18 protein-coding genes are annotated in these 20,357 nt (G+C 75.8%); 13 read left to right on the top strand and 5 right to left on the bottom strand.

Annotated features, from left to right (window positions below):
* Positions 1–39 precede the first annotated feature (39 nt).
* A complete protein-coding gene (locus tag ACFVVX_RS13250) occupies positions 40–753 on the top strand; it encodes a polysaccharide deacetylase family protein (protein WP_387944715.1) in 714 nt (237 codons plus the stop codon).
* A 40-nt stretch (positions 754–793) separates the two neighbouring features.
* Here the strand turns inward: ACFVVX_RS13250 and ACFVVX_RS13245 are convergent, their stop codons facing one another.
* Together ACFVVX_RS13245 and ACFVVX_RS13240 are read right to left on the bottom strand one after the other, a co-directional pair.
* Positions 794–2,008: a glycoside hydrolase family 3 N-terminal domain-containing protein gene (locus ACFVVX_RS13245; RefSeq protein ID WP_387944713.1), complete on the bottom strand. Its 1,215-nt coding sequence runs from the start codon at positions 2,006–2,008 to the stop codon at positions 794–796.
* A 118-nt stretch (positions 2,009–2,126) separates the two neighbouring features.
* Positions 2,127–3,653 (bottom strand): PLP-dependent aminotransferase family protein, encoded by a 1,527-nt coding sequence (locus tag ACFVVX_RS13240; RefSeq protein ID WP_387944711.1) that lies wholly within the window; start codon positions 3,651–3,653, stop codon positions 2,127–2,129.
* Positions 3,654–3,682: 29 nt separating this feature from the next.
* On the opposite strand from ACFVVX_RS13240, the gene ACFVVX_RS13235 reads away from it, so the two are divergent.
* Complete coding sequence (locus ACFVVX_RS13235; protein WP_387944709.1) at positions 3,683–4,534, top strand: methyltransferase domain-containing protein; 852 nt, start codon at positions 3,683–3,685, stop codon at positions 4,532–4,534.
* A gap of 93 nt (positions 4,535–4,627) precedes the next feature.
* Here ACFVVX_RS13235 and ACFVVX_RS13230 read toward each other — a convergent pair whose 3' ends face one another.
* Complete coding sequence (locus tag ACFVVX_RS13230; RefSeq protein WP_387944707.1) at positions 4,628–5,125, bottom strand: MarR family winged helix-turn-helix transcriptional regulator; 498 nt, start codon at positions 5,123–5,125, stop codon at positions 4,628–4,630.
* A gap of 88 nt (positions 5,126–5,213) precedes the next feature.
* Here ACFVVX_RS13230 and ACFVVX_RS13225 point away from each other — a divergent pair, with 88 nt between their 5' ends.
* From ACFVVX_RS13225 to ACFVVX_RS13215, 3 genes are all read left to right on the top strand, one after another.
* Positions 5,214–6,161, top strand: a complete 948-nt coding sequence (locus ACFVVX_RS13225) for an EamA family transporter (RefSeq protein ID WP_387944705.1) — start codon at positions 5,214–5,216, stop codon at positions 6,159–6,161.
* Positions 6,162–6,211: 50 nt separating this feature from the next.
* Complete coding sequence (locus tag ACFVVX_RS13220; RefSeq protein WP_387944703.1) at positions 6,212–6,850, top strand: NAD(P)-dependent oxidoreductase; 639 nt, start codon at positions 6,212–6,214, stop codon at positions 6,848–6,850.
* A gap of 254 nt (positions 6,851–7,104) precedes the next feature.
* Positions 7,105–8,649 (top strand): alpha/beta hydrolase, encoded by a 1,545-nt coding sequence (locus tag ACFVVX_RS13215; RefSeq protein WP_387944701.1) that lies wholly within the window; start codon positions 7,105–7,107, stop codon positions 8,647–8,649.
* A gap of 86 nt (positions 8,650–8,735) precedes the next feature.
* Here ACFVVX_RS13215 and ACFVVX_RS13210 read toward each other — a convergent pair whose 3' ends face one another.
* Both ACFVVX_RS13210 and ACFVVX_RS13205 read right to left on the bottom strand, forming a co-directional pair.
* Positions 8,736–9,023, bottom strand: coding sequence for a hypothetical protein (locus tag ACFVVX_RS13210; RefSeq protein WP_387944699.1), 288 nt, complete (start codon positions 9,021–9,023; stop codon positions 8,736–8,738).
* Between the two features lie 23 nt (positions 9,024–9,046).
* The gene (locus tag ACFVVX_RS13205; protein WP_387944697.1) at positions 9,047–9,430 is read right to left on the bottom strand and encodes a hypothetical protein; all 384 of its coding nucleotides are present in this window, start codon (positions 9,428–9,430) and stop codon (positions 9,047–9,049) included.
* A 393-nt stretch (positions 9,431–9,823) separates the two neighbouring features.
* On the opposite strand from ACFVVX_RS13205, the gene ACFVVX_RS13200 reads away from it, so the two are divergent.
* The 8 genes from ACFVVX_RS13200 (at position 9,824) to fxsT (ending at position 20,264) form a co-directional block, all read left to right on the top strand.
* The gene (locus tag ACFVVX_RS13200; protein WP_387944695.1) at positions 9,824–10,507 is read left to right on the top strand and encodes a hypothetical protein; all 684 of its coding nucleotides are present in this window, start codon (positions 9,824–9,826) and stop codon (positions 10,505–10,507) included.
* 185 nt (positions 10,508–10,692) lie between these two features.
* The gene (locus ACFVVX_RS13195; RefSeq protein WP_387944693.1) at positions 10,693–12,318 is read left to right on the top strand and encodes a PQQ-binding-like beta-propeller repeat protein; all 1,626 of its coding nucleotides are present in this window, start codon (positions 10,693–10,695) and stop codon (positions 12,316–12,318) included.
* Positions 12,319–12,538: 220 nt separating this feature from the next.
* Positions 12,539–12,718, top strand: coding sequence for a hypothetical protein (locus tag ACFVVX_RS13190; RefSeq protein ID WP_387944691.1), 180 nt, complete (start codon positions 12,539–12,541; stop codon positions 12,716–12,718).
* Positions 12,703–13,425 (top strand): pyrroloquinoline-quinone synthase PqqC, encoded by a 723-nt coding sequence (pqqC, locus tag ACFVVX_RS13185; RefSeq protein WP_387944689.1) that lies wholly within the window; start codon positions 12,703–12,705, stop codon positions 13,423–13,425. Before ACFVVX_RS13190 ends, pqqC begins: the two co-directional genes overlap by 16 nt.
* A complete protein-coding gene (pqqE, locus tag ACFVVX_RS13180; RefSeq protein ID WP_387944687.1) occupies positions 13,422–14,813 on the top strand; it encodes a pyrroloquinoline quinone biosynthesis protein PqqE in 1,392 nt (463 codons plus the stop codon). Before pqqC ends, pqqE begins: the two co-directional genes overlap by 4 nt.
* Positions 14,729–15,718 carry a pyrroloquinoline quinone biosynthesis protein PqqB gene (pqqB, locus tag ACFVVX_RS13175; RefSeq protein WP_387945040.1) on the top strand — a complete coding sequence of 330 codons (990 nt, stop codon included), beginning with the start codon at positions 14,729–14,731 and terminating at the stop codon, positions 15,716–15,718. The genes pqqE and pqqB overlap by 85 nt, the downstream gene beginning before the upstream one ends.
* A gap of 149 nt (positions 15,719–15,867) precedes the next feature.
* Complete coding sequence (locus ACFVVX_RS13170) at positions 15,868–17,379, top strand: lytic transglycosylase domain-containing protein (protein ID WP_387944685.1); 1,512 nt, start codon at positions 15,868–15,870, stop codon at positions 17,377–17,379.
* A 200-nt stretch (positions 17,380–17,579) separates the two neighbouring features.
* Positions 17,580–20,264, top strand: a complete 2,685-nt coding sequence (gene fxsT / locus ACFVVX_RS13165; protein WP_387944683.1) for an FxSxx-COOH system tetratricopeptide repeat protein — start codon at positions 17,580–17,582, stop codon at positions 20,262–20,264.
* Positions 20,265–20,357 lie beyond the last annotated feature (93 nt).

The following is a 20,357-nucleotide window of genomic DNA, read 5'->3' as shown; positions in this document are numbered from 1 at the left end:
GCCGGTATCCGCCGCGCGGGCGGGCGCGTTGGGCGTGATGTGAAGCGCATCCTCGCCGTCGCCGCCGCCGTCCTGGCCCTGGTGACCGCCGCCGCGCCGCCCCCGTACCTGCTCGGCGCCGAGATCCGGCGGATCCCCACGGACGAGCGGGTGATGGCGCTGACCTTCAACGCGGCCTGGGACGAGACCGGGCTGGACACCGTCCTGGCGATCCTGCGGGAGCGGTCGGCCCCGGCCACCTTCTTCCCCACCGGGCAGTACGCCGAGCAGCACCCGGACGCGGTGCGGGCGATGGCGGCCGCCGGCCACGGGCTCGGCAACCACTCCTACAGCCACCCGCAGTTCGACGGGCTCGGCCCGCAGCAGGCCCGCGCCGAGGTGCTGCGCGCGGACGCGGCGATCCGCACGGCCGCCGGTACCGAGCCGCTGCCGTTCTTCCGCTTCCCGTACAGCGAGACCACCCCGCAGGGCATCGCGGACGTCAACGCCCTCGGCTTCGCCGACATCGAGTTCACCACGGACACCAACGGCTACCTCGGCGAGGGCGGCGGCATGACCGTCCGGAAGGCCGTCGACCGGGCCCTCGCCGCCCTCGTCCCCGGCGGGATCCTCCAACTCCACGTCGGCGTGCCCGACCAGGAGGGGACGTGCCTGGACGCGCAGGCCCTGCCCCTGATCCTCGATGCCGCGCGCGCCCGCGGCTACCGGATCCTGGACCTGCGCACCCTGCTCGACGGCGCGACCGCCTCCTGAACCTCCTCCGGACCCGCCTCCTTCACCGGAGCGCCGCGAACTACCCCAGCCCGGAGCGGAGTTCGTCGACCCGGTGGAGGGCCGCCGTGAAGGCCGCGCGGTCCAGGCGGCCGCTGTCCAGGGCCTCGGCGAGGGCCGCGGCGGCCTCCTCGCCCTGCTGGACGTCGCGGGCCGAGCAGAGCAGCAGGTCCATCCCGGCCTCGGCGGCGGCGAGGGCACGCGGGCCGGTCCCGCCGTACGAGGCGAGGGCCTTCGCCTCCAGCGCGTCGGTGACGGTGACGCCCTGGAAGCCGAGGCGCTCACGCAGCTCGCCCTGCACCACGACGGGCGACAGGCCCGCCGGACGCGCCGCGTCGAGGGCCGGGTAGACGGCCCAGGAGGCCATCACCAGCCGGACACCGGCGTCGATCGCGGCCCGGTACGGCTCCTCGCCGCGGGCGCGCAGCTCGGCGAGCGGCACCGGCAGGGTGACCGGCTGCTCGTCGGTGTTCTGGTCGCGGGCGGCGCTGCCGAGACCGGGGAAGTGCTTGGCCGTCGCCGCGACCCGGAGGTCCTGCTGCGCGGCGAGGAAGCTGACGCCCAACTCGCCTACGGTGGAAGGGTCCTGGCCGTAGGAGCGCTCGTGGTGGTCGATGAAGTTGTCGGCGCTGTCGTAGACGTCGAGGACGGGGGCCAGGTTGACGTTGAGCCCGAGGCCCGCGAGGGTGCGTCCGGCGCCGGCGCCGGACCGGGCCGCCCCGGCGACGGGGTCCGCGGACCGGCCGGTCCGGCGGGCCGAGAGGTCGGGCGCGCCGGGCAGCCGGCGAACCTTGCCGCCCTCCTGGTCGGTCATCAGCAGAAGCGGCGCCCCGGTCGGGGACTGCGCCGCCGCCTCGCGCAACTGCCCGACGGCGGCCAGGATCTGGTCCGGTCCGGTGACGTTCTCGCCGAACAGGATCACTCCGGCGGCCCGGCCCTCACGGATGGCCTGGAGCAGTGCGGGCGGCGGGGTCGGGCCCGGGTAGGAGTAGACGATCCGCCGACCGGCGAGCAGTCGGGAGTCCGACGCGGAGCCCGGCTCGGTGCCCGGTGCGGTGCCGGGCGCGGTGTCCGGTGCGGTGCCCGGTATCGACTCCGGCGCGGTCACGGGCGGTGTCCTCTCCGCGGAGGTCGGCGGCTGAAGGGGGGTACGCACCGCGCCGTGCGGCGACGGGAGCAGGACCGCCAGCAGCAGGCCGAGCGCCGCGACAGGGGCGATCCGCCGGAGCCAGAGCACGGGGCCTCCCGGAGGGCGGGGTCGGGTTCGCTGCGCCAGGCTATCGGGGCCGGCGCTCCCCGGCAGCCCGAAAGGCCCGAACCGGCCCGCCACCCGGCCCGCTCGTCGCGCACCCGGCTCACCCCGCCTCGCGCACCAGTCGGCCGAGCACCGCCACCCCCTCGGCGATCTCGCCCGGCGCGCCCGCCGCGTACCCGAGGACCAGGCCCGGCGGGTGCGGCAGCCGGGCGTGCCAGGAGAGCGGCTGCACCTTCACCCCCCGGGCCAGCGCGGCCGTGGCGAGCGCGGTGTCGGAGCAGCGCAGACCGCCCGGGAAGGTGACCATCAGGTGCAGTCCGGCGGCCGCGCCGTGGACGGCCGCGCCCGGCAGCTCGGCGCCGATCGCGGCGATCATCGCGTCCCGGCGGCGCCGGTGGCGGCGGCGCAGCAGCCGCAGGTGCCGCTCCAGCTCGCCGGACTCCATCAGCCGGGCCAGGACCAGCTGCGGCAGCACCGCGTTGCCGAGGTCGGCGAAGCGCTTGGCCGCGAGGGCGGCCTCCCGATAGCGGGACGGGACGAGCAGCCAGCCGGTCCGCAGGGCGGGGGCGAGCAGTTTGGAGATGCTGCCGGTGTAGCAGACCTGTTCGGGGACGGCGGAGTGCAGTGCGGACACCGGGGGCCGGTCGTAGCGGTGTTCGGCGTCGTAGTCGTCCTCGATGACCAGGCCGCCCTCGCCGGCCCAGCGGAGCAGCTCGCGGCGCCGGCCGCCGCCGAGCACCACGCCGGTCGGGAACTGGTGGGCGGGGGTGAGCAGCACGGCCGGGGCCCCGGTGGCGCGCAGTGCGTCGACCCGGATGCCGTCGGCGTCGACCGGGACGGGCGGGGTGGCGGTGAGCCAGTGGCCGAGGTGCTGGCGGACCCCGAGCGAGCCCGGGTCCTCGACCGCGACCTCGCGGATGCCGTCCTGGCCGAGCACCTGGCCGAGCAGGGCGAGGGCCTGAGCGGTGCCGGCGACGATCAGGACGTCCTGCGGGTCGACCCGGATGCCCCGGTTGCGGGCCAGCCAGTGGGCGACGGCCTGGCGCAGCGCGGGTGTGCCGCGCGGGTCCCCGTAGCCGAGGTCGTGCGGGGACAGTCCGTCGAGGACGGCGCGTTCGGCGCGCAGCCAGGCGGCGCGGGGGAAGGCGGCGAGGTCGGGCCGGCCGGGTGAGAGGTCGATCCGGGCGGGGGCGGCGCGCAGCGCGTCGAAGCTCTCGGGGACGGGGTCTCCGTCGAACAGGGCGCGGGCGGGCCGGGCCGGGTGATCGGGCTGCGCCGCCTGAGCCGCCTGCATCACCTGGGTCGCCCGGGTCACCTGGGTCGCCCGGGTCGCCTGGGCGACCACGATGGTGCCGCCCCGGCCGCGTCCGGCGATCTGGCCCTCCTCGGTGAGCCGCCGGTAGGCGTCGGTGACGACCCCTCGGGAGACCCGCAGTTCGCCGGCCAGGACGCGGGTGGCGGGCAGTCGGCCGCCGGTGGGCAGTCGGCCGTCCGCGATCGCCTGCCGCAGATGCCGGGCGAGCCAGTCGGCGAGCCCGCCGGGCGGGGCCTCGGCGGTGTCGAGCTGGAGGAAGTCGGCGCCCGCCGTTTTGGACCTGTCGTCGGGCTGCTGATTGGACCTGTTCACCGGTCCATTGTCGGGGCCAGGGTGGAGGCATGACCACCACGCAGACCACTGTTCCCACGATCGCGCACGACCCTAGCCGCGACTACGTCCACGGCTACTCGGACACCGAGGCCCGGCGGCTCGGCGACCAGGCGGACACCCTCGCGGAGCTGCTGCACGCCGGCACGTCCTACCCGGCGGGCAGCCGGGTGCTGGAGGCCGGCTGCGGTGTCGGGGCGCAGACGGTGCACCTGCTGGCCGCCAGCCCGGGCGTGCACCTCACGGCGGCCGACATCTCGGCCGACTCGCTGGCCCAGGCGCGGGCCCGGGTCGCGGCGCAGGTGCCCGGCGCCCAGCCGGTCTGGCACCACGGGGACCTGCACCGGCTGCCGTTCGCCGACGACTCCTTCGACCACGTCTTCGTCTGCTTCGTGCTGGAGCACCTGGCGGACCCGGCGGCGGCGCTGGCCGCCCTGCGGCGGGTGCTGCGGCCGGGCGGCACGATCACGGTGATCGAGGGCGACCACGGGTCCGCCTTCTTCCACCCGGACGGCGCCGCGGCCCGGGCGGCGGTCGGCCACCTGGTCCGGCTGCAGGCCGGGGCCGGCGGCGACAGCCTGGTCGGCCGCCGGCTCCACCCGCTGCTGGTGGAGGCCGGCTTCGGGGACGTCGCGGTCCGCCCCCGCACCGTCTACGCGGACGGCGGCCGCCCGGCGCTGGTCGAGGGCTTCACCCGGCGCACCTTCATCGCGATGGTCGAGTCCGTCCGCGCGGACGCGCTCGCCGCGGGGCTGGGCACGGCGGCCGAGTTCGACCGGGGCATCGCGGAGCTGCGGCGCACGGCGGAGGACGGCGGGACGTTCCACTACACCTTCTTCAAGGCGGTCGCGGTCAACCCGTAGCCGGCGCCCGGCCGGGAGCTCGCCCGTACGTCGCTCGCGCCCGCGCACCGCTCGCGCCGCCTGTGCGTCGCTCGCGCCCGTGCGCCGCCGGGCTCAGTCGGGGCTGTCGCCGAGCGAGGCGAGGAGGGTGCGCAGGACCTCGACCAGTGCCTCGGTCTGCGCCTCGTCGATCCCGGCCAGGAGGCGGCGCTCGGTGGCGAGGTGGTCGGGCAGGGCGCGGTCCACCAGGGCGTGGCCCTCGGGGGTGAGGGCGACCTCCCGGCTGCGGCCGTCGGAGCCGCTGGTGGTGCGGGTGACCAGGCCCCGCGCCTCCAGCCGGTCGAGCCGCTGGGTGATGGCACCGGAGGTGACCATCGCGGAGCGCATCAGCCCGGTGGGCGTGAGCCGGTAGGGCGGGCCGCTGCGGCGCAGCGTCGCGAGGACGTCGAAGGAGGCGGCGTCCAGGTCGTGCCCGGCGAAGTTCTGCTTCAGCTCGGCCTCGACCAGCCGGGAGAGCCGCTTGAGACGTCCGATCACCTCCATCGGGGAGACGTCCAGGTCGGGGCGCTCGGCGCCCCACTGCTTCACCAGTCGGTCCACATGATCTGCCACCGCTTCAGCCTAGAGGATTGCTTAGCGGTGAGATACATCACAGCACTCGAACGGACGAGATACCTTAGCGCTGAGATACATTGGCTTAGTGCTAAGGAATCGAACCGCCATCGTGCTGGTGACCGCTCTCGCCCCCGCCATCTGGGGCTCGACCTACCTCGTCACCACGGAACTGCTCCCGCCCGGCCGCCCGCTGCTCGCCGGGGTGATCCGGGCCCTGCCCGCCGGACTCCTCCTCATCGCCGTCACCCGCCGTCTGCCGCAGGGCAGTTGGTGGTGGCGCTCGCTCGTCCTCGGCGCGCTCAACATCGGCGCCTTCTTCGCCCTGCTCTTCATCGCCGCCTACCGCCTCCCCGGCGGGGTCGCGGCCACCGTCGGCGCCGTCCAGCCGCTGCTCGCCGCCGGGCTCTCCGCCGGACTGCTCGGCGACCGGCTCTCACTGCGCACCGTCCTGTCCGGCATCGCCGGTATCGCCGGCGTCAGCCTCCTGGTCCTGCGGTCCAACGCCCAGCTGGACGCCATCGGGGTCGCCGCCGCGCTCGGTGGCGCGGTGGTGATGGCCACCGGCGTCGTCCTCTCCAAGCGCTGGACCTCCCCCGCCCCGCTGCTCGCCACCACCGGCTGGCAGCTCACCGCGGGCGGGCTGCTGTTGCTCCCGGTCGCCCTGCTGGTCGAGGGCGCGCCGCCGTCCCACCTCACCGGGGCCAACCTGCTCGGCTACGGCTACCTCGCGCTGATCGGCGCCGCCGTCGCGTACGCGCTCTGGTTCCGCGGGATCCGCGCGCTGCCGCCGACCTCCGTCGCCTTCCTCGGCCTGCTCAGCCCGGTGGTCGCCACCGCCCTCGGCTGGCTCGCCCTCGACCAGGACCTGTCGCCCGTCCAGGGCCTCGGGGCGCTGATCGTGCTCGGCTCGCTGGTCGCCGCCCAGACCCAGCGGCCGCGCGCCGCACAGCCCTCCCGACTCGCCCAGCCCTCCGGACTCGCGCAGCCCGCGCCGGCCACCCCGCCGGTGGCGGAACGCCGGTCCGCCTCCTGAACCCGCACCACCCCCACCCCGCCCCACCCCGCCCACATCGAGGAGAACCCATGAACATCACCGTCTTCGGAGCGACCGGGAACGTCGGCAGCCGCGTGGTCGCCGAGGCGCTCGCCCGCGGGCACCGCGTCACCGCCGTGGTCCGCAACCCGGCCAAGCCGCACGGCCTCCCCGCGGCGGCCGCGATCGCGGTCGGCGACGCCCGCCACCCGCAGGACGTCGCCCGCCTCGCCGCCGGCCAGGACGCGGTGATCAGCGCGACCCGCCCGGCACCCGGCAGCGAGTCCGAACTGGCCGCGGCCACCAGGGGCCTGCTGGCCGGCCTGGCCGGGACGGGCGTCCGCCTCCTGGCCGTCGGGGGCGCGGGCAGCCTCGCCCTGCCCGGCGGGGACGGCGCCACCGTCGTCGACGACCCGGACTTCCCGCCCGCCTGGCTCCCCATCGCCCTCGCCTGCAACGAGCAGCTCGACCTCCACCGGCTCGACACCGAGGTCGACTGGGCCTACCTCAGCCCCGCCGCCCTGCTCGAACCGGGCGAGCGCACCGGCCGCTACCGCCTCGGCCGCGACGAGCTCCTGGTCGACGCCGACGGCACCTCGGCCATCTCCATGGAGGACCTCGCCGTCGTCCTGCTCGACGAGGCCGAGACCCCGGCCCACCACCGCACCCGGTTCACCGCCGCCTACTGACCGCCCGACACCTACCGGTGCCCACCGGTGCCCACCGGCACCGACCGCACCGCACCGCCCAGTGCCCCGGCCCCCACCGGGGCACGCGCGTCGGCTCGACCGGACCCGGCGACCGGCCGGGGAGGCCGGCCCGGCGGCGGGATGCGCCCCCGGCCACCCTCCCCCCGCCGTTCGGGGGGTGTCGCCAGCTCCACCCCCGGAACTGGTGCGCGCGGGATCGACCCGCCTGCGCACCAGCGGCAAGGATCACGACCGTGACCACACGTGAACGCACCACCCGCCGGTGGCGTGCCCCGCTCGCCGCCCTGACCGCCGCACTTCTCGCCGCCGTCGCCCTCCCTGCCACCACCGCCAGCGCCGGCACCGGGACCCGCACGCCCCCCGTCCCGGCCCGCTACGCCCAGCAGCAACTCGCCTGGCAGCCCTGCGCGCAGGAACCGTCGCTGGACTGCGCCACGATGGCCGTCCCGCGCGACTGGCACCACCCCGCGGCGGGCCCGGACCTCACCGTCGCCGTCTCCCGCCACCGCGCCACCGGCCCCGCCAAACGGATCGGCACACTGCTGATGGCGGCCGGCGGCCCCGGCGGCAAGGGCCTGCTGCGCCCGGCCGGCTTCGCCCGCAAGGCACCCGCGGTGGGCGCGGCGTACGACGTCGTGGGCTTCGACCAGCGCGGGGTCGGCCAGAGCACCCTGGCGCACTGCCAGACCGCGCAGGACCTCCAGGAGTTCTTCGCCGGGGACTTCCGGGACGACTCCCCCGCCGCGATCGCCCGGGTGGTGGACAACTCCCGCAAGCTCGCGGCCGATTGCGAGCAGCACAGCGACGGCCTGCTGCCGTACCTGACCACCGAGCAGACCGCCCGGGACATCGACCTGTTCCGCTCGCTGCTCGGCGAGCGGAAGCTCGGCTACTACGGGCCGTCCTACGCCACCATGATCGGCGCGTACTACGCGACGCTGTTCCCGCAGCGGGTCGACCGGATGGTGCTGGACAGCAACATCGGCTTCGAGGGCACCTGGGAGGCGTTCCAGCTCGGCCAGCCGATGAGCTTCCAGCGGCGCTTCGAGGAGGACTTCCTGCCCTGGCTCGCGGCGCGCGACAGCACGTACCACTACGGCGCCACCGCCGCCGAGGCCAAGGCCCGCTGGGAGGCGCGGCGGGCCGCGCTGCACGACCACCCGATGGTGGAAGGCGCCCTCACCATCGGGCCCAACCAGCTGGACAACGGCACCATCCAGGCCGTCTACCAGGCGGACGACGGCTTCCCCGGACTGGCCACCGCGCTCACCGCGCTGGACGACTGGCCGAACGCGGACCCGAAGGCCCGCGCCATGGCCACCCAGCTGTTCGGCCAGTACCTGAGCCCGGACTTCCTCGCCGAGTACTTCGCGGTGACCTGCACCGACACCCCGTGGAGCAGGGACCTGGACGGCTGGATCGCGCAGGAGGCCGCGAACACGGCGCGTTGGCCCCTGGCCGGCGCCCGCACGCTCGCCTTCGCCGCGGTCTGCGCGAGCTGGCCGGCGCCCACCGCGCCCCCGGTCCGGGTGACCGGCGCGGGCCTGCCGCCCACCCTGATGCTCAACTCGGTGCACGACCCGGCCACCTACTACGAGGCCGCGCTCGGCGCCCACCGCGCGCTGCGCGGCTCCCGCCTGGTGACCGTCACCGGCAACGGCGACCACGGCCAGTACCCCGGCCCCAACAGCTGTGTGCGCACCGTCGTCGAGGACTACCTGCTGACCGGCCGCGCTCCGGCCCGCGACGTCACCTGTCCGTCACCGCAGCCCGCCTGACGCCACGTCAGACAAGCCCATCGCACCCGCCACACCAGCCGTACCGGCCGTGGGCGCCCGCACCCGGGTGCCCGCGGCCGGTCCGCTCAGCCGCCCTCCGGCGCGTCCCCGGCCTCGCGCTTCGCGCCCCGGTCGCGCTGCTGCCGCAGCCAGGCGACGCCGCCGACCAGGCCCGCCGCACCGGCCACCCCGACCTTGACCGCGCCCTTGGCCAGCAGCCAGCCGACCCCCGGGAGGGTCCAGCCCAGCGCGTGGAACACCACCAGCAGGAGAACCACCGCGCAGAGCCCGGCCGCGATCGCCACGACGACGGCCACCGCACCGGAAAACTCACGTTCCTCGGACGCCGTACCGTCCGCACCCCCACTGTTCATGGGAGCGATCCTAAACGCCGAGCTCAGCGCGGTGCGTGGTGGGTGTCCCCGGTGTGCTCGCCGGTCTCGTGGTCGGGGAAGCTGACGGCGAGGGTGACCCGGTACTCGAAGACGTCCTCGCGGTGGCCGGGCACCCGCGCCCAGGCGAGCGAGTGGACCTCCGCCTCGGGCGCCTGCCGGCACCAGGCGGCGGCCTCCTCCAGGGCCCGGGCCGCCGACCGGCCGGTACAGACCACGGCGGTGTAGGCGGCGACGGCCACGTCGCCGCCGCTGCGTCCGACGCGCGACACCGCCCGGACGGCGGCCGCGGCCTGGGTCAGATCCCGGGCCAGATCGTCGACCACCCGGGGCGGGGCCGGCAGCACGACCGACGCCTCGGCGATGGTCTCCGGCAGGTTCGCGCTCACGTCACACCCTCCACATCCGCTGAGCAACGGCCCCAGGATGCCGGGCCGCGATTCCTGGCATGACCACTTTCACCAGAACATCACCCGTCCGGGGACGTGATGGTGTACAGCCCGGCGGCAATCCGGCCATGCTGCTAAAGGCCGCGCCCACCGGCCGCGCATCACCCCAGGTCAGACGGGTGCGGCCGGGCGCCGCCGGGAGCCCGGGCCGGCGCAGGCGCGCCACCCCGCGCTCCGAACCGCCCGTTCGCCCCTGCGGCACGCCGGGTTCACGTCCCCGCGCGCTCGCGCAACTCCCTTGGTCGATAAGGCGGTTAGGTGTCAGTGTCGCCCCGTATGATCCTGCCACATCGCAGCCCGCCGATCGGCGGGCACCAGTGGAGGGGGCTCCCCATGCAGGTCGATTCGCCGATCCGGCCCGGGCGCCGGTACGGGTGGCTGCCCGTGCTGGCCCTGACGGCGGCCGCGCTGGCCGGGTGCTCCTCGTCCGGCGGCACCACCACGGCGGCGGACACACCCACCGCCGCGCCCCCGTCCTCCGCCCCCGCACCCGCCGCGCCCCCGTCCTCGACCCCCGCACCCGCCGCGCCCTCGCCCGCCGCGCCGACCGGCACACCCGCACCCGCCGACGCCCCCAGCTCCCCGTCCGGCAAGCGGCCCGCCGAGGCCTGCCCGATGCTGACGTCCGAGCAGATCGTCACCATCGTCGGCACCTCCGGCCCGTTCAGGGGCACCCGCCTCTCCCCGGCGAGCGACGGCAGCCCGGTGTGGGGCTGCACCTGGGGCTCCCGCGAGTCGTACGCCGCCATCCACGAGGTGTCGGCCACCGTCCTCGCCTCGGTCAAGGCCAACCCCGAGCTGGAGGTCAGCCCCCTGCGCCAGGTCGGCCAGGACGCGGTGCTCGTGGTGCGGAAGAAGGACAGCACCCAGCCGACGGTGTACTTCACGGCCGACGGGCACACCTACTCCGTCGAGGTGGTGAAGTCCCGCGCGCCGGGCGACGGCGTCAACGCCCCCGCCGAGGTGATGGCCGAGGGAATCCTCGCGACGCTGCTCGCGAAGGCGCTCACCACCTGAGCGGGCGCCGCCCGGGGCCGTCCGCGAGGGCCGGCGGAGGGCTCCGGGCGGCGCAGCCCGTTCCCCCAGGGGCGTGAACGGGGGCAGGCCCGGGGCTGCGGGCGGATGCGGGTACGGCGGGGACGTCCACACAATGACGCCACGGCGCCGTACCCGGTACTCCCCTCACAGCCAAGGCGGATCGTATGAGCCGACTCCACCCACCCCCGAACGCCCCGGCCGAAGCCGGCCCCCGTCGCCGCGGCAGGCGCCGCCCCGCCGCCCTGTTCGCCGGCCTGGCCCTGGTGGTCCCGGCTGCGGCCGGCTCGCTGACCACCGCGATACCCGCCCGGGCCGACAACCCGACCGTCTCGGTCAACAACCTGCGCACCGCCTGGGACGCGGCCGAACCCGACCTCGCCCCCGCGAAGGTCTCCGCCTCGGACTTCGGCCGGCGCTGGTCCACCGCCGTCGACGGCGCCGTGTTCGCGCAGCCGCTGGTGGCCGGCTCGACCGTGGTGGTCGCCACCGAGACCAACCACGTCTACGGCATCGGCGCGAGCGACGGCCGGATCGTGTGGCAGCGCGCCCTGGGCACCCCCTCGCCGTCCTCCACCGCCTGCCTCTCCCCGGGCACCGGCATCACCTCGACGCCCGTGTACGACAAGGCCGCCGGCACGGTCTACCTGGTGGCCAAGACCAACGACGGCGGGGGCCGGTTCTCCGTGCACGCCCTGGACGCCGCCACCGGCGCCGAGCGCAGCGGCTGGCCGGTACCGGTCCAGGGCGACCCGGTGAACAGCCCGGGCGTCCCGTTCAACCCGGCCACCTCGGCCCAGCGCGCCGGCCTGCTGCTGCTGGACGGCGCGGTGTACTTCGGCTTCGCCTCGGACTGCGGGGTCGGCACCTACGTCGGCCATGTCGCGGGCGTCTCCACCAGCAGCCGCAAGCTGACCCTCTGGTCCACCGAGTCCGGCTCCGCGTCGCAGAACGCGGGCGTCTGGATGAGCGGCGGCGGCCTGGTCTCGGACGGCGCCGGGCGGATCATCATCGCCACCGGCAACGGCGCGGGCCAGGGCTCCTCGCCGCTCAAGGGCCCCGGCGACAAGCCGCAGGGCCACTACGCCGAGTCGGTCGTCCGGCTGGGCGTCAACGCCGACGGCAGCCTCGCCCCGAAGGACTTCTTCAGCCCGACCAACAACCGGGACATGGACCACGGCGACGTCGACCTCGGCTCCGGCGGCCCGGCCGCGCTCCCGGCCGGCTTCGGCACCGGCGCGCACCCGCACCTGCTGGTGCAGGTCGGCAAGGACGGACGGATCTTCCTGCTGGACCGCGACAGCCTGGGCGGCATGGGGCAGGGCCCGAACGGCACGGACGGCGCGGTCGGCATGACCGGTCCGTACAAGGGCGTCTGGGGCCACCCGGGCGTCTGGGGCGGCGACGGCGGCTACGTGTACCTGGTCGAGAACTACGGCGCGCTGCGCGCCCTCAAGTACTCGGTGAACGGCTCCGGCAACCCGCAGCTGACCAGTGCCGGGACGAGCGCCGAGGGCTTCGGCTACGCCTCCGGCTCGCCCGTGGTGACCTCCAACGGCACCGCCTCCGGATCGGCGCTCGTCTGGACCGTCTACTCCGGCACCGGCCCCGGCGGCCAGAACGGCGAGCTGCGGGTGTACGACCCGGTGCCGGTCAACGGCACGCTCAAGATGCGCCGCAGCTTCGCGCTCGGCACGGTGAGCAGGTTCTCCGTCCCGGCGACGGACGGCGGCCGGGTGTTCGTCGGCACCAAGGACGGCCATCTGGTCGCCTTCGGACGCGCCGGCTCCTGACCGCCGCCCGGGGGCCCGGACGCCGGTCCGTCACTCGTTCGAGCGCGATTGTCGGCGCATCTCGCGGGTTGGACCGGCGGCCCGGCCCGGCGGCTCGTAGCGTCCTGACCCACGGGGCCCGCGAGCCCCTCCCCCGCGACTCCCCGCGACTCCCCGACTTCCCCGCAGCTCCTCCCGGAACTCCTCCGGAGTCCCGCAACCCCCAGCCAAGGAGAGCCCCATGAGTACCACCGCCCCCGCCCACCCCGCCGCCGCGCCCGCGGCCGCACCCGCCCGCCCGGAGTCCGGCGGGCCGGCCCGCCCCAAGCCCGCCTGGTCCGCGCCCGCCGTGGAGTGCCACCAGACGGGCGCCGAGGTCACCGCGTACGCCGGACGGGCCGCCCAGTGGCTCAACCGCTGACCCGCGAGCGGTTCGCGGCCAGGCTGTACGACCTGCGCGAGCGGTACTGGGACACCCACCCGTTCCACCTGCGCCTGCACTCCGGTGGCTGCACGCCACCGGAGTTGCGGCGCTGGGTCGCCAACCGCTGGTACTACCAGCTCTGCCTGACCCGCAAGAACGCCGCGATCATCGCCAACTGCCCGCTGCCGGAGGTCCGCCGCTCCTGGGTCGAGCGGCTCGGCTACCAGGACGGGCCCGGCCCGGCCGCCTCCGGCCCGGCCGCGCCGGAGCAGCCCGGCGAGGGCGGGCTGGCCGACTGGCTGGTGCTCGCCGAGGCGGTCGGCCTGGACCGCGCCGAGGTCACCGACGAGCGGCACGTCGCCCGCGGGGTGCGCTTCGCCGTGGACGGCTACCTGCACTTCTGCCAGACCAGGCCGTGGACGGAGGGCGTCGCGGCGGCCCTCACCGAGATGTTCTCGCCCGACCACATGGCCCAGCGCGTCACCGCCTGGCGCACCCACTACGCGTGGATCGACCCGGGCGGGTACGCCTACTTCGAGCACCGCATCCCGACCGCCCGCCGGGACAGCGCCCGCACCCTGGAGCTGGTCCTGGACCACTGCGTGACCGCCGCCCAGCAGCAGGCCGCCGTCGACGCCCTCGCCTTCAAGTGCGAGGTGCTGCGGGCGATGCTGGACGCCGTCGACTACGGGGGCGACCGGTGACCACCGCCCTGGCCGGCCGGGTGCCCGGGCTGCGGCCCGGCGTGCGCCTGGTGTATGACCCGGTCCGGGAGCGGTCCGCGCTGCTCTACCCCGAGGGCGTGCTGCTGCTCAACGACACTGCCGCCGCCGTGCTGCGGCACTGCGACGGACGGCGCGACAGCGGGCTGGTCACCGCCGAACTCGCCGCCGAGTACAACGGGGTGGACGGCGCGCAGGTGGACGAACTGCTCGCCGAGCTGGCCGGGCGCCGGCTGCTCACCCTGGACGGCACCGGCTCGCCCGTCCGGCCGCTGCGGGCCGTCGGCCTGCCCGCGGCGGCCGTCCGGACCCCGGTGCCGCTCGGGCTGATCGCCGAACTCACCTACCGCTGCCCGCTGCAGTGCACCTACTGCGCCAACCCGGTGGAGCTGGCCCGCTACCGCGACGAGCTCGACACCGGGGACTGGCTGCGCATCCTGGACCAGGCCCGGGGGTTGGGCGTCCTCCAGGTCCATCTCACCGGCGGCGAACCGCTGTTGCGCCGCGACCTGGCCCGGATCATCGGCCACGCCCACGGGTTGGGCCTCTACACCAACCTGGTGACCAGCGGCCTCCCGCTGGACGGCCCGCGCGCCGCCGAGCTCGCCGCGGCGGGCCTGGACCACGTCCAGCTCTCCGTCCAGGACGCCGACCTGCGCAGCGCGGACGCCGTCGCCGGGCGGGCGGCGCACGAACGCAAGCTGGCCGCGGCCGCCCTGCTCACCGGACAGGGCCTGCCGCTGACCGTCAACGTCGTCCTGCACCGGGGCAACCTGGCCCGGCTCGGCGCGCTCGCCGACCTGGCGGTGGCGCTCGGCGCCGACCGGGTCGAGCTGGCGCACACCCAGTTCTACGGCTGGGCCTGGCGCAACCGGGCCCACCTGGCGCCGAGCGAGGAGCAGGTCCGGCAGGCCGAGCGGGACGTGGCCGCCGCCCGGGAGCGGCACGCCGGGCGGATCGAGATCGTGCACGTCGCCGCCGACCTGCACGGCGGCACCGCCAAGCCCTGCATGAACGGCTGGGGCAGCCGCCAGCTGGTGGTCGCCCCCACCGGCGACGTCCTGCCCTGTCTGGCCGCCGCCCAGCTACCCGGCCTGACCGTGCCCAACGCCCGCCAGGACGGCCTGGCGGCGATCTGGCACGAGTCGCCGGCCTTCAACCGCTACCGGGGCACCGACTGGATGCCCGAACCCTGCCGCGGCTGCGAGCTGCGCGAGGTGGACCACGGCGGGTGCCGCTGCCAGGCGTTCCAGCTCACCGGCGACCCGGCCGCCACCGACCCGGCCTGCCGCCTCTCCCCGCACCACCACCTGCTCACCGCGCCGGCCCTCGCGGACACCCCGGCGCCCGTCCCCCGGAGGCCGCGCTGAAGATCCGGATCCTGGGCACCGCCGCCGGGGGCGGCCTGCCGCAGTGGAACTGCGGCTGCCCCGGCTGCGCCACCGCCCGCACCACCGGCGCCACCCGCACCCAGGACTGCCTGGCGATCAGCGCCGACGGCGCCGCCTGGTACCTGGTCAACGCCTCCCCCGACCTGCGCGGCCAGCTGCTCGCCGCCCCCGAGCTCGCCCCCGCGCCCGGCACCCGGGAGACCCCGCTGCGGGGCGTCCTGCTCACCAGCGGGGAACTCGACCACACCCTGGGCCTGGTGACCCTGCGGGAGGCCGCCGCGCTGACCGTGCACGCCGGCCTGCCGGTGCGCCGCGCGCTGCACGGGGCCTTCCCGGTGGGACCACTGCTCGCGCCGTACACCAAGGCCCGCTGGCACACCGCCGTCCCGGGCACCGTGCTCGAACTGGACGGCGGGCTGCGCGCCGAGCCGCTGGCGCTCGGCGGCAAGCGGCCGCGCTACGCCGCCGACCAGGCGGGCGAGGAGGGGGAGGAGCGGACGGACTGGGTGACCGGCTACCGCTTCACCGACGCGGCGGGCCGGGCGGCCGCGGTGTACGCACCGGGGCTGGCCGCCTGGACGCCCGCCTTCGACCGGGCGGTGACGGACGCCGATCTGGTCCTCCTGGACGGCACGTTCGCCACCGACGGCGAACTCGCCGGGCACACCGGCGGCTCGCGCACCTCCCGCGGCATGGGGCACCTGGCCGTCGAGGACTCACTGCCCGAGCTGGCCCGCCGCCCCGGACCGCGCTACCTCTACACCCACCTCAACAACACCAACCCGCTCGCCCACCCCGGCTCCCCCGGGTCCGCCGCCCTCGCAGGGGCCCTGACGGAGGCCGGCGCGGCCGTCGCCGACGACGGGATGTTCATCGAGCTGTGAGGCCCCGGCCCGTTTCCGGCCACCGGGGGCGGTTCAGATCGTCGTGATACTAATCATTCCGGTACGACATTCTCCGGGGGCAGTACGGGCACGTTCATGACATCCCGTCCGTTCCCCGAGGGTCTGGACGACGACGGGGAGGGCACGGCGTGAGCGCGAAGTTCGGTACCGAACAGGGTGGTCGGCGGATACGGCTGGGCAAGCGGGTGACCGGCGCGGCCGCGGCGTTCACCGCCCTGGCGGCGCTGACCGGGTCCCACGTGACGGGACTCGGGCTCGTCCCGGTGGCGGCCGCGGACCCGGCGGCGCTCGACAACGCCACCGCCGCATCCGTCGTGGCGGCCTCCAGCACCCTGCCCGACCCCGGCCCGACCGCCACCCGCCTGCCCAACACGCCCGACCCCGCGGCCCCCGGCGGCGGCCCGGTGGACGGCGGCGGCACCATCCCGCTGCCGCAGCCGCCCGGCACCCTCCCCGGCGAGGCCTCGGCGGCCCCCTTCCGGACCGGGCCGGCCCTGCCGGAGACCGTCTTCGCCGCCTACCGCAAGGCCGAGAGCGCACTCGCCCTGCGCTCCCCCGGCTGCCACCTGCCCTGGCAGCTGCTGGCCGCGATCGGCGAGGTCGAGTCCGGCCAGGCCGACCGGGGCCGGGTGGACACCGCGGGGACGACCTACCGGGCCATCCTCGGCCCGGTCCTGGACGGCAAGGGCTTCGCGGCCATCGCCGACACCGACGGCGGACGCTTCGACGGCGACCGGGTCTGGGACCGCGCGGTCGGACCGATGCAGTTCATCCCCTCGACCTGGGCCTACTGGGGCGTCGACGCCAACGGCGACGGCCAGGCGGACCCCAACAACATCTTCGACGCCGCCGAGGGCGCCGGCCGCTACCTGTGCGCGGGCGGCCGCAACCTGTCCGACCCGGCGCAGCTGGACCGCGCCGTCCTCGGCTACAACAACTCGGGCGAGTACCTGCGGACCGTCAGGAACTGGATGGCCCACTTCGGCAGCGGCACCCCGACCACCACCCCGGACCGCCCCGCGGCCCCGGGCGCGGCGGCGGCCCCGACGACCGCTCAGCCGACGACCGCTCAGCCGACGGCGCCCACCACCCAGGCACCGGCCACTCCCGAGCAGGTCACGGCCTCGCCGAGCGCCGCCCAGCCGTCGCCGAGCGCCCAGCCGTCGACCACGCCGTCCGCCACGCCCTCGGCCGGGCCCTCGACCTCGCCCTCCGCGGGCCCGAGCACCTCGCCCACGGCTACGGCCACGGCGGCGCCCAGCACGACGCCCACGACGGCTCCGTCGCCGACCGGTTCGCCGTCGCCCTCCGCCCAGCCGACCGGGACGCCCAGTGCGACCCCGAGCACCACGCCCACCGGCACCCCGACGGCCTGCGCCTCCCCGACCGCGACGGCCACCGGCACCGCCACCGCGACGCCGAGCGGGTCGCCGAGCGGCACGCCCACCAACACCGCGAGCGGCACGCCGAGCGCGACTCCGTCCGGCACCCCGTCGGCGACGCCCACCGGGCCCGGCTGCGTTCCGGCCGCCCCCGGTGCCACCGCGTCGGCCGCGCCCTCCGCCGTGCCCTCCGGATCCGCGGCGGCGAGCCCGTCCGCGACCTCCTCGCCCTCGCCCTCCGCGGCCGCCGCCCGGTAACCACGGTCGGTCCCCGCCCTCCCGGTCGGCGGACCGGGCCGGAGCGTCGCAGCACAACCGCAGTCCGCCCGTTCCAGCGGGTGCTGCGGCTGCTGCCGCCCGCTCCGCCGGTCTGCCGTCCCCACCGCCCGGCGGTCGCCCGGCGCCTATGCTCGCTGCTGACACGTCAGTTGGCGCCTGGCTCCGGAGGGTCGAGCGGGATGAGCGCGGAGATCGCGGAGCTGGTGCAACAGGCCGGCCCCTACCTGACGGCCGCACTGAGCGCCTACGGGCGTGCCGTTCTCACCCCGGCGGAGGACGCCGCTGAGGACACCGCAGAAGACGGCACAGCGGACGCCACCGCCGCCCTCGGCCGCCGCATCCTCCGGGCCGTCCGGCGCCGCCGCGCCGCGCCCGAACAGGCCGGGCTGGAAGCCGCGGTCCTCGACGCCGCGGAGGACCCGGACGACGCGGAAGCCGCCGCCGCGCTGCGCCAGCAGCTCAAGCGGGCGCTGCGCGGGGACGCGGACCTGCGCAGGGAACTCGCCGACCTGCTGCCCGCACCGGCCGCCGGGACGGTGACGATCGCGGCCTCCGGCCCGCGGTCCGTCGCCGCCCACACCATCGGCACCGCCATCACCGGCGACGTGACCGCGCTGCCACCCGAGATCCTTCATGCCGCCCGAGACATCCAGGCGCCACGGGCCCTCACCAACCTGGCGCCCTTCCCCCTGCTGCTGGGCCGGGAGGACGCCCTCGCCTGGCTCCGCGACACACTCACCGAGCAGAGCGGGACCGCGACCGCCCGGGCCTCGACGGTGCACGGCCTGGGCGGAGTCGGCAAGAGCACGCTGGCCCTCGCCTACGCCCACCGCTACCGCCACACCTACAGCCTCATCTGGTGGATCAACGCCGACTCCCCCACCCGCATCGAACAGTCCCTGGCGGGACTCGCCTCGCGGCTGCACCCCGTCGGGGCCGGAGGGGCCTCCCAGACCGAGCGGGCCGAATGGGCCATGACCTGGCTGCAGTGGCACCCCGGCTGGCTGCTGATCTTCGACAACGTCGAGAACCCCGCCGATTCCGACCGCTACCTCGGCGCCCTCGACGGCGGCCACCACATTCTCACCAGCCGCCGCACCACGGGCTGGCCCCGCACCATCCCGACCTACCCCCTCGGGACGCTCGACGCCGACGAAGCCGCCGACCTCATCTGCACCTACGCCCTCACCGACGGCATCACAACGCCGCGCGAACGCCAGGACGCCCGCGCCCTGGCCTCCGACCTCGGCCACCTCCCGCTCGCCCTGCAGCAGGCCGGCGCCTACCTCGGCCAGAACCCGACCATCAGCATCGCCGACTACCGCGGACGCCTGACCGCCAAGCTCGACAAGACCGCCGACGACACCGTCTCCGAACGCACCATCGCCCGCATCTGGACCCAGACCCTCCAGGCCCTCACCGATCGCAACCCCCGCGCCGTCGAGCTCCTGCACACCTTCGCCTGGCTCGCCCCCGACAACATCCCGATCAGCCTCCTCGCAATCCCCGGCGCCGACGACGACAGCCTCCACGAGGCCCTCGGCCTGCTCGCCGCCTACAGCATGGCCACCGTCACCAGACACACCGCCGGCGTCCACCGCCTCCTCCAGACAGTCCTCCGCGCCACCGCCCCGGCGGACCCGCAGGGCCTACCGGCCGGCCGGCGCGAAGCCGAGCTGGCGCTGGTCCGCGTACTCACCGCGCTCGACATCGGCTCGTCCCCCGAGTGGGACGAGCTGCTGCCCCACCTGATCACGATCGCCGCCACCACCCCGCACGGCCACACGAAGGACCCGGCTGCCCCGCTGTACGAGATCGCTGCCCGGTACCTCTACCACCAGGGCCACGACGTCCGTGCCATTCCCCTCCGAGCGGCCGGCCTGACCCAGTACGAGCAGACCCTCGGCCACACCCACCCCGACACCCTGATGAGCCGCAACGGCCTCGCCAACGCCTACCGCGCCGCCGGAGACCTCGACCGCGCCATCCCCCTCTACGAGACCACCCTCGCCCAGTACGAACAGGCCCTCGGCGACACCCACCCCCACACCCTCACCTGCCGCAACGGCCTCGCCAACACCTATCGCGCCGCGGGGTACCTCGGCCGCGCCATCCCCCTGTACGAGACCACCCTCGCCCAACGCGGCGAAGTCCTGGGCGACACCCACCCCGACACCCTGATGAGCCGCAACGGCCTCGCCAACGCCTACCGCGCCGCTGGTTACCTGGGCCGCGCCATCCCCCTCTACGAAGCCACCCTCGCCCAGTACGAACAGGCCCTCGGCGACACCCACCCCCACACCCTCACCTGCCGCAACGGCCTCGCCAAGGCCTACCGCGCCGCGGGGTACCTGGGCCGCGCCATCCCCCTGTTCGAGACCGCCCTCGCCCAACGCGGCGAAGTCCTGGGCGAAACGCACCGCGACACCCTGATGAGCCGCACCGAGCTCGCCAGGGCCTACCGCTCCGCCGGGGACCTGAAGCGCGCGATCCCCCTCTTCGAGGCCACCCTCGCCCAGTACGAACAGGCCCTCAGCAACGCCCACCGCGACACCCTGAGCTGCCGCAACAGCCTCGCCAACGCGTACCGCGCCGCGGGAGACCTCGACCGCGCGATCCCGCTGTACGAGACCACCGTCGCCCAGTTCGAGCAGGTCCTCGGCGAAACCCACCGCGACACCCTGAGCTGCCGCAACGACCTCGCCAACGCCTACCGCGCCGCCGGACACCTCGACCGCGCCATCCCCCTCTACGAGACCACCCTCGCGCAGTTCGAGCAGGTCCTCGGCGAAACCCACCGCGACACCCTGAGCTGCCGCAACGACCTGGTGTGGGCGCGCAGGGCAGCCGAAGAAGGGCCCTGACCGACGTTTTCGCCGGTCAGGGCCCTTCTCCGGGTCCGGTGACCGGGTGGCCGGGTGGCCGATGCAGGCTGCCCGGTGCGCGCCTAGTGCCGC

It is taken from the genome of Kitasatospora sp. NPDC058170 (genome assembly GCF_042883905.1).
Lineage (GTDB): Bacteria > Actinomycetota > Actinomycetes > Streptomycetales > Streptomycetaceae > Kitasatospora.
The sequence above is the reverse complement of the archived record's forward strand: the minus strand, read 5'-3'. Positions and strand labels throughout refer to the sequence as shown.